At 62.9% G+C, this 14,355-nt stretch carries 11 protein-coding genes; 10 read left to right on the top strand and 1 reads right to left on the bottom strand.

What is annotated here, in order from left to right:
* The first annotated feature begins 1 nt into the window (after nucleotide 1).
* Genes HSS18214_RS0101415 through murB form a run of 7 tightly spaced genes read left to right on the top strand, consistent with a single transcriptional unit; the run spans nucleotide 2 to nucleotide 7,571 of the window.
* Complete coding sequence (locus HSS18214_RS0101415; RefSeq protein WP_016913536.1) at nucleotides 2–2,296, top strand: DNA internalization-related competence protein ComEC/Rec2; 2,295 nt, start codon at nucleotides 2–4, stop codon at nucleotides 2,294–2,296.
* A 56-nt stretch (nucleotides 2,297–2,352) separates the two neighbouring features.
* The gene (msbA, locus tag HSS18214_RS0101420; RefSeq protein ID WP_016913537.1) at nucleotides 2,353–4,089 is read left to right on the top strand and encodes a lipid A export permease/ATP-binding protein MsbA; all 1,737 of its coding nucleotides are present in this window, start codon (nucleotides 2,353–2,355) and stop codon (nucleotides 4,087–4,089) included.
* Complete coding sequence (lpxK, locus tag HSS18214_RS0101425) at nucleotides 4,086–5,102, top strand: tetraacyldisaccharide 4'-kinase (protein ID WP_016913538.1); 1,017 nt, start codon at nucleotides 4,086–4,088, stop codon at nucleotides 5,100–5,102. The genes msbA and lpxK overlap by 4 nt, the downstream gene beginning before the upstream one ends.
* Complete coding sequence (locus HSS18214_RS0101430; protein WP_026001654.1) at nucleotides 5,095–5,304, top strand: Trm112 family protein; 210 nt, start codon at nucleotides 5,095–5,097, stop codon at nucleotides 5,302–5,304. Before lpxK ends, HSS18214_RS0101430 begins: the two co-directional genes overlap by 8 nt.
* Nucleotides 5,304–6,086 carry a 3-deoxy-manno-octulosonate cytidylyltransferase gene (gene kdsB / locus HSS18214_RS0101435; RefSeq protein ID WP_016913540.1) on the top strand — a complete coding sequence of 261 codons (783 nt, stop codon included), beginning with the start codon at nucleotides 5,304–5,306 and terminating at the stop codon, nucleotides 6,084–6,086. Before HSS18214_RS0101430 ends, kdsB begins: the two co-directional genes overlap by 1 nt.
* Nucleotides 6,083–6,550 (top strand): low molecular weight protein-tyrosine-phosphatase, encoded by a 468-nt coding sequence (locus HSS18214_RS0101440; RefSeq protein ID WP_016913541.1) that lies wholly within the window; start codon nucleotides 6,083–6,085, stop codon nucleotides 6,548–6,550. Before kdsB ends, HSS18214_RS0101440 begins: the two co-directional genes overlap by 4 nt.
* Before the next feature lie 25 nt (nucleotides 6,551–6,575).
* On the top strand, nucleotides 6,576–7,571 hold the full coding sequence (gene murB / locus HSS18214_RS0101445; protein ID WP_016913542.1) for a UDP-N-acetylmuramate dehydrogenase: 996 nt from the start codon (nucleotides 6,576–6,578) through the stop codon (nucleotides 7,569–7,571).
* Nucleotides 7,572–7,624: 53 nt separating this feature from the next.
* Here the strand turns inward: murB and rne are convergent, their stop codons facing one another.
* A complete protein-coding gene (gene rne, locus HSS18214_RS0101450; RefSeq protein WP_026001656.1) occupies nucleotides 7,625–10,870 on the bottom strand; it encodes a ribonuclease E in 3,246 nt (1,081 codons plus the stop codon).
* Between the two features lie 701 nt (nucleotides 10,871–11,571).
* Here rne and HSS18214_RS0101455 point away from each other — a divergent pair.
* From HSS18214_RS0101455 to sppA, 3 genes are all read left to right on the top strand, one after another.
* The gene (locus HSS18214_RS0101455) at nucleotides 11,572–12,522 is read left to right on the top strand and encodes an RluA family pseudouridine synthase (RefSeq protein ID WP_016913544.1); all 951 of its coding nucleotides are present in this window, start codon (nucleotides 11,572–11,574) and stop codon (nucleotides 12,520–12,522) included.
* Between the two features lie 10 nt (nucleotides 12,523–12,532).
* Nucleotides 12,533–13,183, top strand: coding sequence for an HAD family hydrolase (locus tag HSS18214_RS0101460; protein ID WP_016913545.1), 651 nt, complete (start codon nucleotides 12,533–12,535; stop codon nucleotides 13,181–13,183).
* 128 nt (nucleotides 13,184–13,311) lie between these two features.
* A partial coding sequence (gene sppA, locus HSS18214_RS17710; protein ID WP_016913546.1) for a signal peptide peptidase SppA occupies nucleotides 13,312–14,355 on the top strand: 1,044 nt, incomplete at its 3' end.

Raw genomic sequence — 14,355 nt, forward strand, 5'->3', positions numbered from 1 at the left:
AATGGGGCGAGGGAGTGCGGTGCCAGCGGCCTTGGCTGCGCTGTTGGGCGGTGCGCTGGCGGGTTGGCTGGGGGCCGAGCGAGACGCCACTTTGGCGCTGGCAGTGCTGATGGTGGCGGCCGTAGTCATGGCGACGACGCGCCCACGCTGGTCGATATGGCTAGCGCTGGTGGCACTGATGGTGCTGACCCTTCAGCAGGAGTGGGGCAAACGACTGCCCGACGGCTTGAGCGGCCAGGACCTGACGTTGGAGGCCCGCGTGCTCCACGTACAAAGAGAGGACGGGAGCAGCCAACGTTTGAGGCTGGCGGTAGAAGCGTGCCGCTCGCCGGAGCCCCTGCTGCCCTGTGATCGGCTGAAGCAAGTGCGGGTCAGCGCCTACTCGGCTTTTCCCTCGTCTGCCACCCAGTCCAGTGCGGTTTACGCCGTTGGCGAGCGCTGGCAGCTGACCGTTCGGCTGCGTCCACCCAGAGGCTTTGCCAACCCCAACAGCTTTGACTATGCCCAGTGGCTGTGGCGTGAAGGTATTCATGCCACTGGCTATGTACGCAACGACCCTGCGCCCGAACGTTTGTCGGAGGCGCCTTTCCAACTACGTCAGCAGGCGGTGGCCTACCTGGAGAGTAATGCGCCAGAGGCGCGTACCCAGCGCTGGCTGGCCGCGCTGACGCTGGGCGATAGCGACCAGCTGACGCAGCAGGACTGGGCGCTGTTGAATGCCACCGGGACCACGCACCTGGTGGTGATTTCCGGTTTGCACGTTGGCCTGGTAGCGTCCTTTGCGCTGCTGTTGGCCCGCTTGGCAGCACGGCTGATGTCTCCCGGTGACTGGCGCCTGCGCGTCTGGCCCTGGTGGGTGGCGGGGGCGGCTGCCGTGGGCTATGCACTGCTGGCAGGGCTGGCGCCGCCTGCCATGCGCGCCATGATCATGACCCTGCTGGGGCTATGGGTGTTGAGCGGGCGCCATGCGCCGGGCCCCTGGCAGGCCTGGTGGCTGGCATTCGCCATTATCGTGGTGGCCGACCCGCTCTCTCTATGGCGGCCCGGCTTGTGGCTGTCGTTCGTGGCGGTGGGCTGGCTGATCGTCATCTGGCAGGGGCGCCCTCGTCCTCGGGGTATCAAAGGCTGGTGCTGGGCGCTGCTGCGTTCCCAGCTGCTGCTGGCGCCGCTGATGGCGGCGGCAGTGCTGTTGGCATTTGGCCGAGTGGCGCCCGCGGCTCCGCTGGTCAATCTGCTAGCCGTGCCCTGGGTCAGCTCGATCATGGTGCCCTCGGCGCTGCTGGGGTGGCTGCTCGCACCGCTGCCTGGCATCGGGCTGGCCGCCTGGTGGGTGTTCGCACAGGCGCTGGCGCTGTTTCACTCTCTGCTGGAGGTCACGCTGGCCCTGGCGCCACTGTGGCAGCCGCCGCCCGAGCACGTCTACCCGCTGGCGTTGGCCTGGCTGCTGCTGGCACTGGGCTGGGGATTACCCGCCACGCCCGGCGGGCTGCGCCTGCTGGTGACGCTCCTGGCGCTGAGCGCACCCTGGTGGCCAAATGAACGCGTCGACGAGCGTCGGCTGGTCGTCACCGTGCACGATGTGGGGCAGGGCCAACTGGTCGAGCTGCGCAGCGCCGATTATCGGATGCTCTACGACACGGGGCCGCGTTTTCGCAGCGGTTTCATGCCCTTGCAAACGCTCTGGCCACCGGGTCAGGCCTTTGACCTGGTGGTGGTCAGTCATGCCGATACCGACCATGCAGGCGGTGTCGAAGCGTTGCGGGACGAGCATCAGGTGGCGGACTGGCGTGCCCCGCTGGACGAGCCGCTGATCGTTGCCAGCACGCCCTGTGAGCAGGGCCAGCAGTGGCAGCAGGAGGGGATCATCTATCGTTTCCTCTGGCCCCCGGCAGGACATCAACAGCTCTCTTCCAATGACCGCTCCTGCATGCTGGAAGTCCAGGTGGGAGAGCATCGGCTGCTGATCACCGGGGACGTGGGGCGTCAGGTGGAACGCCACTTGCTGCCCTTGTTGGCCGGTGACGTCACGGTGCTGGTGGCGGGCCATCACGGCAGTCACACCAGCTCCGGTGTGCAGTTCGTCCGTGAAGCGATGCCTCGGCATGCCATCTTCAGTGCCGGACGCGATAATGCCTTCCAGCACCCGGCCGATGAGGTGGTACGGCGCTTTCGCCATCAGCACAGCTGCCTGTGGAGTACCGCCCATGATGGCGCGGTGCGTATCCGCCTGGAACCGGGGGTGCCCGTGCAGATAGATACCCAGCGGCGTGTTCCCGGTGGCCAGAAGCGGTGTTGAAGCGAGCCACCATAGGGTAGAATCGCCCCCACTGCACACTACTGCCGGGAGCGCGTGTGACTGATTCAGGTTGGGTACTCTATAAACGTTTGTTGAGTTATGTGAAGCCACACTGGCGCGCTTTCTCGCTTGCCGTGATCGGGTTTCTGATTTACGCCGCGTCCAGCACCGCGCTGGCCGAGATGATGAAGCGCCTCATCGATGGCATTCAGCATCCCGATGCCGCGTTTCGGCTGTTTCTGCCCTTGTTCGTCGTGCTGATGTTCGCAGCCCGAGGGTTGGGCACTTTCCTCAGTACTTATTTCATGGCCTACGTGGGGCGCTACGTGATTCATACGCTGCGCTGTAACGTATTCGATCACATGCTGCATTTGCCGGGGCGGTTTTTCGATCACCACTCCAGCGGCCATCTGGTGTCACGGGTGACCTACCATGTCGAGCAGGTTGCCGGGGCGGCGACCAACGCGGTGACCATCATTCTCCGTGAAGGGCTCTTCGTGGTGGGTCTGATTGGCTACCTGTTCTGGACCAACTGGATGCTCACTCTGCTGTTCATGGGCGTGACGCCGTTGATTGCCGCTGTGGTGAGTTACGTCAGCAAGCGCTTTCGGCGCATCTCCAAGCGCATCCAGCACTCCATGGGCGATGTGACGCACGTGGCCTCGGAAGCCCTCTCGGGGTATCGCGTGGTGCGCACCCATGGTGCCGAAGCCTATGAAAAGCAGCGCTTCGAACGTGTCAGTGAAGAGAATCGTCGGCAAAGCATGAAAGAAGCCATGACCCGGGCGGTCAGCTCGCCGGTGATTCTGATGCTGGTGGCCATTTCCATGGCCCTGCTGGTATGGCTGGCCATGGCCCCTCGTTTGATGGCCAACATGACGCCCGGTGAATTCGTTGCCTTCATTACTGCCGCTGCGCTGATGATCAAACCAGTACGTCAGCTCACCGAAGTGAACAGTGAGATTCAGAAGGGCATTGCCGCTGCTGCCGAGCTGTTCGGTCTCATGGACCTGGCCCCGGAGCGTGACGAGGGCGACGTGGTGCCGAGCCGCTTGACTGGCGAGGTGGTCATCGACCATGTCAGCTTCCGCTACGCCGACGACCAGCCCAACGTGCTGCACGATATTCAGCTGCGCGTCGCCCCCGGCGAATTGGTGGCTATCGTGGGGCGCTCGGGAAGCGGCAAGTCTACCCTGGTGAGCCTGCTGCCACGCTTCTATCGACCCACCGAAGGCCAGATCCTGATCGATGGCATCGATGCCGACCGCTACGCGCTGGGGCCGCTGCGGCAGCAGATAGCGCTGGTTTCCCAGCAGGTCACCCTGTTCAATGCCACCATCGCCGACAATATCGCCTATGGCGTGGAAAATCCGGACATGGCCGCCGTGAAGGCTGCCGCAGAAGCCGCCTACGCCAGTGAGTTCATCGACAAACTGCCCGAAGGCTATCTCACCGTGGTAGGCGAAAATGGGGTCATGCTCTCGGGCGGGCAGCGCCAGCGGTTGGCGATTGCCCGAGCCATCTTCAAGGATGCTCCGATTCTGATTCTGGACGAGGCTACCTCGGCGCTGGATACCGAATCCGAACGCTATATCCAGAAAGCCCTGGAGCGGGTCTGTGAGGGGCGCACCACGCTGGTGATCGCCCACCGCCTGTCGACCATCGAGCGTGCCGACCGCATTCTGGTCATGGACCAGGGGCGTATCGTGGAGCAGGGCACCCATCAGGCGCTGCTGGAAAAGTCAGGTGCTTATGCGGCCCTGCACCAGCTTCAGTTTCAGGAGCACGAGTGAGCCTGGCGAAGCGCTGGCTCGACGCCGCCTACGGGGGAAGCCCGTGGCTGGCGCCGCTGTTTCCACTAGGTAATTTATACCGTTATCTCATGTGTCGTCGAGCGCGCGATTACCGACGGGGGCACAAGCCCGTCTGGCGGGCGGAGGTGCCGGTGATCGTGGTGGGCAATATCACCCTGGGCGGCACCGGCAAGTCACCGCTGGTGGCCTGGTTGGGGCGCTGGCTGGTCGCGCAGGGCTACTCGCCAGGCATCGTGACCCGGGGGTATGGTGGCACCGCACCCCATTATCCGCTTCATGTTACGCCCACCACGGACCCCGCGCATAGCGGTGACGAACCGCTCATGCTGGTTCAGCAGACCGGGCTGCCCGTCATCGCAGACCCGCAGCGGGCTCGGGGCGCCCAAGCGCTGGTCGAGATGGGCTGCGATATCGTGATCAGCGATGACGGCTTGCAACACCTGGCACTGGGGCGCGATATTGAACTGGTGGTGGTCGATGGCAGCCGTGGGCTGGGCAACCAGCGCTGCCTGCCTGCAGGACCGCTGCGCGAAGGCGTTGCTCGCTTGCAACAAGTGGATGCGGTGATCGTCAATGGCACGCTGACGGCTCCCTTGCCGGTGCCTTCGGTGGCCATGCAACTGGTACCCCAGGGCTGGCGCAAGCTGGCCAGTGGTCAGCGCTATCCGCTGGCTCCCTTGCCCTTTACGCTGCCAGCACATGCGCTGGCGGGGATCGGCAACCCGCAGCGCTTTTTCAAGACCCTCGAAACGCTGGGGGTCCATGGGGAACAGCACCCCTTGGCGGATCATCACGCTTTCGATGAGCAAACATTCAAGCCCATGGCCTTCGGACCGGTGGTCATGACGGCCAAGGATGCGGTCAAATGCCGTGAGTTGGCCCCGGCGGACAGCTGGGTGCTGGAGGTGGAAGCGCGGCTTCCAGAAGAGTTTGAAGATTGGCTGGCTTCCAGGCTGGCAGAACTGACACAAAGGGGAAGCACCGATGGATAAGGAACTGTTGGCAATGCTGGTTTGCCCGCTCTGCAACGGCAAGCTGAAGTATCAGCGCGACGCACAGGAGCTGTGCTGCCACTATGATGGTCTGGCCTATCCCATCCGAGACGGGATTCCGGTGATGCTGCCTGAAGAAGCGCGGCAGATGGACGCCGATGAGAAGCTGGCCACTTCACCTGGCCGTACCGGGGAGGTGTGATGGGCTCTGTGGCGCAATTCATCGCGGTCGTCCCGGCGCGGTTCGGCTCTTCACGGCTGCCTGGCAAGCCGCTTCTGGATATCGCCGGTGAGCCCATGGTAGCCCACGTATGGCGTCGTGCCTGCGAGAGCCAGGCGCAACGAGTCATCGTAGCCACTGACGACGAGCGTATCCGTGACGCCATGCAAGCCTACGGCGCGGAAGTGGTCATGACCCGGGCCGACCATCCCTCCGGCACGGACCGGCTGGCCGAAGTGGCCGAACAGCTCTCACTGGCGGGTGACACGCTGGTCGTCAACGTGCAGGGTGACGAGCCATTGATCCCTCCCGTGTTGATCGACCAGGTAGCCCAGCGGCTGGCAGATGACCCTGAGGCGGCCATGGCCACCCTGGCCGAGTCCATCGGCGATGTGGATACGCTATTCAACCCCAATGTGGTCAAGGTGGTGCGTTCACTGCAAGGGCGCGCGCTCTATTTTTCCCGAGCGCCGATCCCCTGGGACAGAGAGCAGTTCAAGACTCAGCCCGATTTGCTCACCACCGATGCCTGGCTGCGCCATATTGGCATCTACGCTTACCGTGCCAGCTTTCTGGCCACCTACCGTGATCTGACGGCGTCCAGCCTGGAGCAGTTGGAACAGCTCGAGCAGCTGCGTGTATTGCAGCATGGTCATGTCATTCAGGTGGCGCTGGCCGTGGCTGCGAACCCGGCGGGGGTCGATACCCCGGAGGACCTGGCACGGGTGCGCGCCTTGTTGGCGTCATCGGAGGATCGTGTATGAAGCGCGTGCTGTTCGTCTGTTTAGGCAATATTTGCCGCTCGCCCACGGCGGAAGGCGTTTTTCAGCAGGCCGTGGTGCGAGCAGGGCTGGATGGCCGCATCACCATCGACTCCTGCGGAGTAGGTGACTGGCACGTAGGGAAAGCCCCAGACCCCCGCTCCCAGGCAGCGGCGCGACAACGAGGTATCGAGATTGGCCATCTTCGCGCTCGCCAATTGAAAGTCAGTGACTTCCACGAGTTCGACTACGTGCTGGGCATGGATCGCGAAAACCTCGCTGCCATGCGTGCTCTGCAACCGGCCAATAGCCAGGCCCAGGTAGGGCTGCTGCTCGATTACGCCGGGCTGCCGCAGAGCGATGTGCCTGACCCCTATTACGGTGGCGACGACGGGTTCGAGCAAGTGCTGGACTTGATCGAGCGTGCCTCGCAGGGTCTGCTCGATGAGCTGCAGCGTGAACGCTAGCGCTGTCTCCCGCCCTGACGTCCTGATGGCGTTTCGAGACCTGACTCAGGCCAATACGCTGCGCTTGCCCTGTGTGGCCGAACAGTACGCGGCACCGACCACGCTGGCGGCGTTGCAGGACGTGTTGCATCAGGCACGGCAGCAGCGGGGGCCGATGACGCTGCTCGGGGGGGGCAGTAACGTCCTGTTGCCGAGCCAGTTGTCAGGAGTGGTCATTCGTCCTTCGCTCCAGCAGTGGTGGTTGGAGCGGCGTGGCCGGGAAGTGTTGGCCTACGTAGGGGCGGGGGTGAATTGGCACGCCCTGGTGATGGCGCTGGCGGCGCGTGGCCTGTGGGGCTGTGAGAATCTGGCGCTGATCCCCGGTGACTGTGGGGCCGCTCCGGTGCAGAACATAGGTGCCTATGGTGTCGAACTGGCCGACGTGCTGGCGGCGGTGCAGGTGGTCGAACTGGCCACGGGGGAAGTGCGCTGGCTGGATGCCGAGGCGTGTCAGTTTGGTTATCGAGACAGTCTCTTCAAACGTGAGTTGGCAGGCAAGGTGGTCATTACGCAGCTCGTCTTGCGGCTCTCGGAAACGCCCAATCCGCAACTGGGGTATGGCGACCTGGCCGCACGGGTGTCTGCCGCGCCCGACCCGCTGGAGGTGGCGCGTGCCGTCTGCGCCATTCGCCAGGAGAAACTGCCGGACCCCGCCGTGCTGGCCAATGCCGGCAGCTTCTTCAAGAACCCGCTCGTGAGCGGTGAGCATGCCCAGCGGCTGTTGAGCGTCTATCCTGGTATGCCGCATTTTCCCCAGCCCGATGGGCAGGTGAAACTGGCGGCCGGATGGCTGATCGACCAGTGTGGCCTGAAAGGGCACCGCCAGGGGGCGTTTGGCGTGCATCAGCATCAGGCGCTGGTGCTGGTGCACTTTGGTGGCGGTAATCGTGCAGAGCTGCTGGCGTTTGCGGATGTCGTTGCAGGTGCGGTCGCCGAGCGTTTTGGCGTCAGCCTGGAAGCGGAGCCACGAGTGATCTCCTGACGATAGCGCATAAAAAACCCCGCCGAGGCGGGGTTTTTTTACGGCTGTCAGCATTACTCGGATGAGTTTTGCTGGGCCTGCTGCTTGCGCTGTTCACGCGGGTCGTTATGAGCCCGGCGGCGGCGACGACGTGGCTTGGAGGCCTCCTCGTCAGCGGCAGGCTCGCCACTGGCGTTGGCGTCGGCCGCTGCCTGAGGGGCTTCGGGGGCTTTCTCTGCTGCTGCGTTTTCTGCAGCAGGCGTCGAGCGCTCCTGAGTCGCTTCCGTGGGCGCTTGCTCCGCGTTGGCTGAAGGCGCTTCTTCTACCGATGCGGCAGATGCTGGCTCCTCGGCCGTGGCGGGCTTTTCCTCAGTGGTGACGGAAGATGGCGCTTCAGTGGCTGCTGAGGTGTCTTCCGCGGCTACTACGGAAGACGCTTTTGAAGGTTCTTCTTCAACGGCTGCTGAGGCTTTTTCTTCAACTACCGCAGAAGATTTCTCTTCAACCACCGCCGAAGACTCTTTCTCTACCGCCGCTGAGGGCTCTTTCTCAACCACTGCTGAGGGCTTCTCTTCAACCGCCGCTGAAGGCTCTTTCTCTACCGCCGCTGAGGGCTCTTGATCAGCCGCCGAGGTTGGCTGTTCCTCACGTGGCGCTGTCGGCTCTTCTGTGGCTGCAGCGGGTTGCTCATGGGTGGCCGCCGGTGTCTGGGACTCTGTGGCGGATGTGCCGTTGTCGTCTCCGGACGCGTTGGCTTGCTTGGCCGCTTCGTCGCGAATGGCCGGTTGACGGCGCTGGCGCGTTGACTTGCGTGCCTTGTCGGCATTGCTGGCACGTGCGGTGGCAGTAGTGTCCTCGGCTGCGGTCTCTGCGGTGGCCTCCTGACGTGCTTCAGGACGCGTGTCTGCCGCTTCGCTGGGCGATTGAGTCGCCGTTTCTGACTCTGACGTGGCTTTCTTTGCAGGCGTTTCAGCGTCTGCCGCCGCTGGGGCAGGGGCTTCCTCGGGTGCCTGCTGGGCTTCTGCCTGGAGCTTCAACTGCTCGGCTTCGGCCTGCGGGCTCAGTGCCTGCTTGCGTGAACGCTGGCGCGGGTTGTTGCGCGTGCGCTTCGGCTTGCCGTCATCCTTTTGCGGCTCGTCCTGCTGAACGGCTTCCGGGCGCTTGTCGTCCTGCTTGGGCTTGTTGTCGCGGGGTTTCTCGCGACGCTGCTCCGGCTGCGGGGCGCTGCTGGAAGCATCGTTCTGCGATGACTCCTTGGCGGTCTCTTTCTGACGCGTGTTGCGAGGCGTGCTTTCCTGAGCCCGGCTGTCGTCCTGCTGCGGATGACGACGACGGTTGCGGGTGCGGCTGGGGCCGCTGCGCTTGTCGTTGCTGTCGTCGTTGCGAGCAGCAGGTGCCTTGGTGGCATCGTTACGCTGGTCGCGTGAAGCGCTGTTTTCCTGGCGCTCCGGTGCTGAGCGCTCCTGAGACTGGCGCTCTTGCGCAGGCTTTTGACGACGCTCATTGCGCGGCGGGCGGCTTGGGGCTGCCGACTGCTCGGGCTTGCGGTTCGTCGAGCTGGCTTCCTGTGTGGCCGTCGTGCTGGCCTCATCGCCACCCAGCAGCTTGGCAAAACCGCGAATGAAGCGGCCCAGTACGCTGGGTTGCTCTGCAGGCGCTTCGGCCGCGGCTGGTTTGGCGGGCGCTTCTTCGGTTTGCAGCGACTCGGGGGCCGGAGCGTTGTGAGCGATGCTCTTGACCGCGGCTTCTGCCCGCTGAGCCGGAGCTGCGAAGCTGGGAGGCGGCTCTTTGCCAATCTCGGTATCCGTGGAGAGTTCGAAGCTCGACAGGGTGTGGCTGTCGTCTTCGTCCAGGTGGTCATCGCGCAGGCGTTGCACGTCGTAGTGCGGGGTATCCATCTCCGGGCTGGGCAGGATGACCACGCGCACGCCTTGGCGTGATTCGATATCCGCCAGCACGCTGCGCTTTTCGTTGAGCAGATAAGTGGCGACCGGCACGGGCAGGATGGCGCGGATCTGGGCGCTACGCTCTTTCATGGCCTCTTCTTCGATCAGGCGCATGATGGAGAGCGACAGCGAGCGCACATCGCGGATGGTGCCCTGGCCGTTACAGCGCGGGCAAACCACGCCGCTGGTTTCGCCCAGCGAGGGGCGCAGACGCTGGCGCGACATTTCCATCAGGCCGAAGCGCGAAATGCGGCCGATCTGTACGCGGGCGCGGTCCAGTTTGAGCGCATCGCGCATGCGGTTTTCGACTTCACGCTGGTTGCGAGCCGGGCCCATGTCGATGAAATCGATGACCACGAGCCCGCCGATGTCACGCAGGCGGAGCTGGCGAGCGATCTCGTCGGCGGCTTCGGTGTTGGTTTGCAGGGCGGTCTCTTCGATATCGCTGCCACGGGTGGCGCGGGCCGAGTTGATGTCGATGGAGACCAGCGCTTCGGTGTGATCGATGACGATGGAGCCACCGGAAGGCAGTTTCACTTCCCGCTGGTAGGCCGTCTCGATCTGCGACTCGATCTGGAAGCGCGAGAACAGCGGCACTTCATCGGCATACAGCTTGATCTTTTGCTGGTAGGAAGGCATCACCTGGCGGATGAATGCCAGCGCCTCGGCGTGGATGTCGGGACTGTCGATCAACACCTCGCCAATATCCTGGCGCAGGTAGTCGCGCATGGCACGGATGATGACGTTGGATTCGCGGTAGATCAAAAAGGGCGCAGGGCGCTTGGCGGACTCGGTGGTGATCGATTCCCACACCTGCACCAGGTAGTCCAGGTCCCACTGCAGCTCTTCGGAGCTGCGGCCAATACCGGCGGTGCGTACGATCAGGCCCATCTTGTCGGGAACCGTCAGCTGGCCCATGGCATCCTTGAGCTGGCTGCGGTCATCGCCTTCGATACGCCGCGATATGCCACCTGCACGGGGGTTGTTGGGCATCAGTACCAAAAAGCGTCCGGCCAGGCTGATGAAGGTGGTCAGGGCGGCGCCCTTGTTGCCACGCTCTTCCTTGTCTACCTGAACGATGACTTCCTGACCCTCTTTCAATACTTCCTTGATGTTGGGGCGGCCCGAAACATCCTTGATGAAATATTCGCGAGAGATCTCTTTCAGCGGCAGAAAGCCGTGGCGCTCGGCGCCGAAGTCGACGAAGGCGGCTTCGAGGGAGGGTTCTACCCGGGTGATTTTGCCCCGGTAGATGTTGGCTTTCTTCTGTTCGCGTGCGCCGGACTCGATGTCCAGATCGTAGAGGCGCTGTCCGTCTACCAGGGCGACCCGCAGCTCTTCGGGCTGGGTCGCGTTAATAAGCATCCGTTTCATGTGGTCTCACGTAGCATGTCGTGCCGTCAAACGAGGAGTCGTCGACGAACCGCTGTGTGCTGCGTGCTTGTGCTCGGCGCATGGTTATGCTGACGCATCAAGCCGGGAAGGCATCGTAGCCGACCCGGCCAATAGGGCGTTGAGTACGTGGCGGAGGCAGAACGTGTTTCGGTGGCTGTCACGTCCATCCGGCTCTGCTGACACCGCCTACACCTGGCATTCATCGATTCGTCAACGCCGGTTGTCGGCACAGCGTTGATCTTTGCGCCCCGGCATGACAGCGCCTTGTGACGAATAAGGTAACTGCCTGGCAGGGGCGTAACGTTTTTTTGCCAGTCGAGGCTGGCGGTATTCTTTTCCCTCTGCCGCGGTCAGGCGACAGAGGTGCTGCATTTCATTACGTAGAAGGCGGGCAATGCGTACACTGGCCTGGCCTCGTTGCTCTGACCTGCATGTTGGTCGGGCAGGTGCTTAGGCTAACGTGACGGACAATTCGCTGGACGACAATACGCCATACAAGGCGGCTTATTGCGTTTCAGATCAGCAAGTCACGTTGGCCGATGAGCGTCCTGGAATATAACAGTAAAGAGAAGCGTCAGCAATTGACGCAATGGCGTAAGGTCTACGCTAGAATGCCGCTTTTCAATCAAGGTCAGTCACTTTCCACCATGTGGCGTGGATGAGACCAGGAGTACAAGGTAATGTCCGAAGGGCGTGAAGTGCAGTGGGTGGAAATCGCCCCGGAGCAGGCGGGTCAACGAATCGATAATTTCCTCATGACACGATTGAAGGGCGCTCCACGGGCGCTGATCTACCGCATCGTGCGCAAGGGGGAGGTTCGAGTGAACAAGAAGCGCGTGAAGGTGGACTATCGCCTGCAGGGGGGAGACCTCGTCCGCGTACCGCCTCTGCGCCTGGCGCCCAAGGAGGCGGTCAAGGAGGTCAGCGATAACCTGCGCGACGTGTTGGTGGGTAGCGTCATCATGGAAGGGCCGGACTGGATGGTGTTGAACAAGCCTTCTGGCCTGGCGGTGCATGGTGGAAGTGGCGTCAAGATCGGTCTGATCGAGGCATTGCGTCAGGTACGCGACGACTTGAGCTTTCTCGAGCTGGTCCATCGTCTGGATCGTGACACCTCCGGGTGCCTGCTGTTGGCCAAGTCGCGTGAGGCGCTGGTGACGCTCAACGAGGCGCTCAAGAAGCACGGCATGGACAAGCGCTATCTGGCACTGGTGGCAGGGCGCTGGCCTGCCAGAAAAACCTATGAAAGTGCCCGGCTGGACCGCTTCGATGCCGGTAATGGCGAGCGCCGTGTGCGGGTGGATCCCAACGGCAAGGTATCACGCACCCATTTCTCCGTCGTGGAGACCTTCGAAAAAGTGACGCTCATCGAGGCCGAGCCGGTGACCGGTCGTACCCATCAGATTCGTGTGCACGCAGCCCATGCGGGCCACGCCTTGCTGGGCGATGACAAGTACGCGACGCGGGAAAGCGAGCGGCTGTCTAAACAATTGGGTCTGGGGCGCCTGTTTCTGCACGCGCGCTCATTGACCTTTCCCGAGCCCGGTAATGGCCGTCCGGTGACGGTGAAAGCACCACTGCCTGAGGCACTGGAAGAGACGCTGGCGCGTGCGCGTCAGCAGGGCAAGTAGGGAGAACGCCATGCGTTACGAGCTGATCATCTTTGACTGGGATGGGACCTTGATGAATTCGGTGCCCAAGATCGTGTCGTGCATGCATGCCGCCGCAGCGGATGTACGCTGGCCGCCCCTGGAAGACAGCGCCATCGAAAACATCATCGGTCTTGGCCTGCCCGAAGCCATTGCAACGCTGTGTCCGGGCATTTCGCCGGAGCAGGCAGAGCGCTTGCGCCAGCGCTACTCGCATCACTTTGTGAGTGGCGACACGACGCCCATGCCTTTTTTCAACGGTGTCGAGGAGCAGTTGGCCAGGCTGCGTCAGCGTCCCCGGCAGCGGCTGGCCGTGGCCACGGGCAAGAGTCGTCGCGGCCTGGATCGTGTCTTTCGAGAAACCGATAGCGGCCAGTGGTTTGACGCCAGTCGTACCGCAGATGAAACCCGCTCCAAACCCCATCCACAGATGCTGCTGGAGCTACTCGCCGAGCTTAATACGCCGGTAGAGCGTGCGGTGATGGTGGGGGATACTGAATACGACCTGGAAATGGCACGCGCCATCGGCATGGATCGGGTCGGTGTGACCTATGGGGTGCACTCTGCCGAGCGGCTAGCGGCGTGCCAGCCTGTCTGGATGACGGATGACATTCCCACGCTGTTCGAATGGTTGCATGGCTGACGCTGGGTGACAGAGGGGCTGAGTTTTATATAGCTGATCCACGTGTACACAGCTATTGGTGGTCAATGCCCGAGAGACAGACAGTATGAGAAACATCGTATGAGGGGAAATATCATGAGGGAAATAGTATGAGCGACGATCAGTCCCGCGATAGAGAGCAAGGCAGCCCCTCCCATGAAGAGCCGTCGGGAAGCGCGCAGGATCCTTGGACGCAGGGACCGCAAGTCGCTGCGACCGCGTCGAAAGCATCGGCCGCAGGTGAGCCGAGCGACGATGCCGAAACGCTGCGCGAACGTCAACGTCTGGCCCAGCTGGAAATGATGGACCGCTGGATTGGTGGCGTCTTGACCGAGCAGCGCCGGGCGCGGCGGTGGAAGCTGTTTTTCCGTTTCGTCGTATTGACGCTGGTGCTGGTGTCGATCACCACGACGCTGTACCGCGTTTTCGTGGCAGAGCCGACCTCAAGCGTGCCGGAACAGCAGCATCTGGCGTTGGTCGAGGTGCAGGGCGTCATCGCCAGTGATGCGCCCGCCAATGCCGAACGCATCATTCGCGGTTTAAATCGTGCCTGGGAGAGCGAGAGCGCGGCGGCGGTCGTACTGCATATCGACAGCCCCGGCGGGAGCCCGGTGCAGTCCCAGCGCATCCATGCGGAAATCATGCGGCTGCGTGATCTGGGTGACAAGCCCATCCTGGCGGTCATCGAAGACGTGGGAGCCAGCGGTGCCTACTATATCGCGTCGGCAGCGGATGAGATCATTGCCTCTCCCGCCAGCCTGGTGGGCTCGATAGGGGTCATTTACGCAGGCTTTGGTTTCCAGGAGGCGATCGATCGGCTGGGCGTGGAGCGGCGTGTCATGACCGCCGGTGAAAACAAGGCGTTTCTTGATCCGTTCCAGCCGCTCGATGAGGAGGTGGCTCAGTTCTGGCAAACGGTGCTGGCGCAGACCCACGAGCAGTTCATCGAGGACGTTCGGGCCGGGAGAGGCGAGCGCTTGAGTGGCGATTCTGAGGTGTTTTCCGGGTTGGTATGGAGCGGTGAGCAGGCGCTGGCGCTGGGGCTGGTGGATGAGCTGGCCAGCCTCGAGCAAGTGGCGCGGGCGCGCATCGGAGAAGCCGAGTGGGAGAATTACACGCCTCGCCTGGACCCCTTCGAGCGCCTGACGCGACGC

It is taken from the genome of Vreelandella stevensii S18214 (assembly GCF_000275725.1).
In the GTDB taxonomy this organism is placed as follows: Bacteria; Pseudomonadota; Gammaproteobacteria; order Pseudomonadales; family Halomonadaceae; genus Vreelandella; species Vreelandella stevensii.

Coding starts and splice junctions, on each gene's coding strand:
- HSS18214_RS0101415 (WP_016913536.1), top strand. CDS start 2: ATGGGGCGAGGGAGTGCGGTGCCAGCGGCCTTGGCTGCGCTGTTGGGC.
- HSS18214_RS0101430 (WP_026001654.1), top strand. CDS start 5,095: ATGGATAAGGAACTGTTGGCAATGCTGGTTTGCCCGCTCTGCAACGGC.
- kdsB (WP_016913540.1), top strand. CDS start 5,304: ATGGGCTCTGTGGCGCAATTCATCGCGGTCGTCCCGGCGCGGTTCGGC.
- HSS18214_RS0101440 (WP_016913541.1), top strand. CDS start 6,083: ATGAAGCGCGTGCTGTTCGTCTGTTTAGGCAATATTTGCCGCTCGCCC.
- murB (WP_016913542.1), top strand. CDS start 6,576: ATGGCGTTTCGAGACCTGACTCAGGCCAATACGCTGCGCTTGCCCTGT.
- rne (WP_026001656.1), bottom strand. CDS start 10,870: ATGAAACGGATGCTTATTAACGCGACCCAGCCCGAAGAGCTGCGGGTC.
- HSS18214_RS0101455 (WP_016913544.1), top strand. CDS start 11,572: ATGTCCGAAGGGCGTGAAGTGCAGTGGGTGGAAATCGCCCCGGAGCAG.
- HSS18214_RS0101460 (WP_016913545.1), top strand. CDS start 12,533: ATGCGTTACGAGCTGATCATCTTTGACTGGGATGGGACCTTGATGAAT.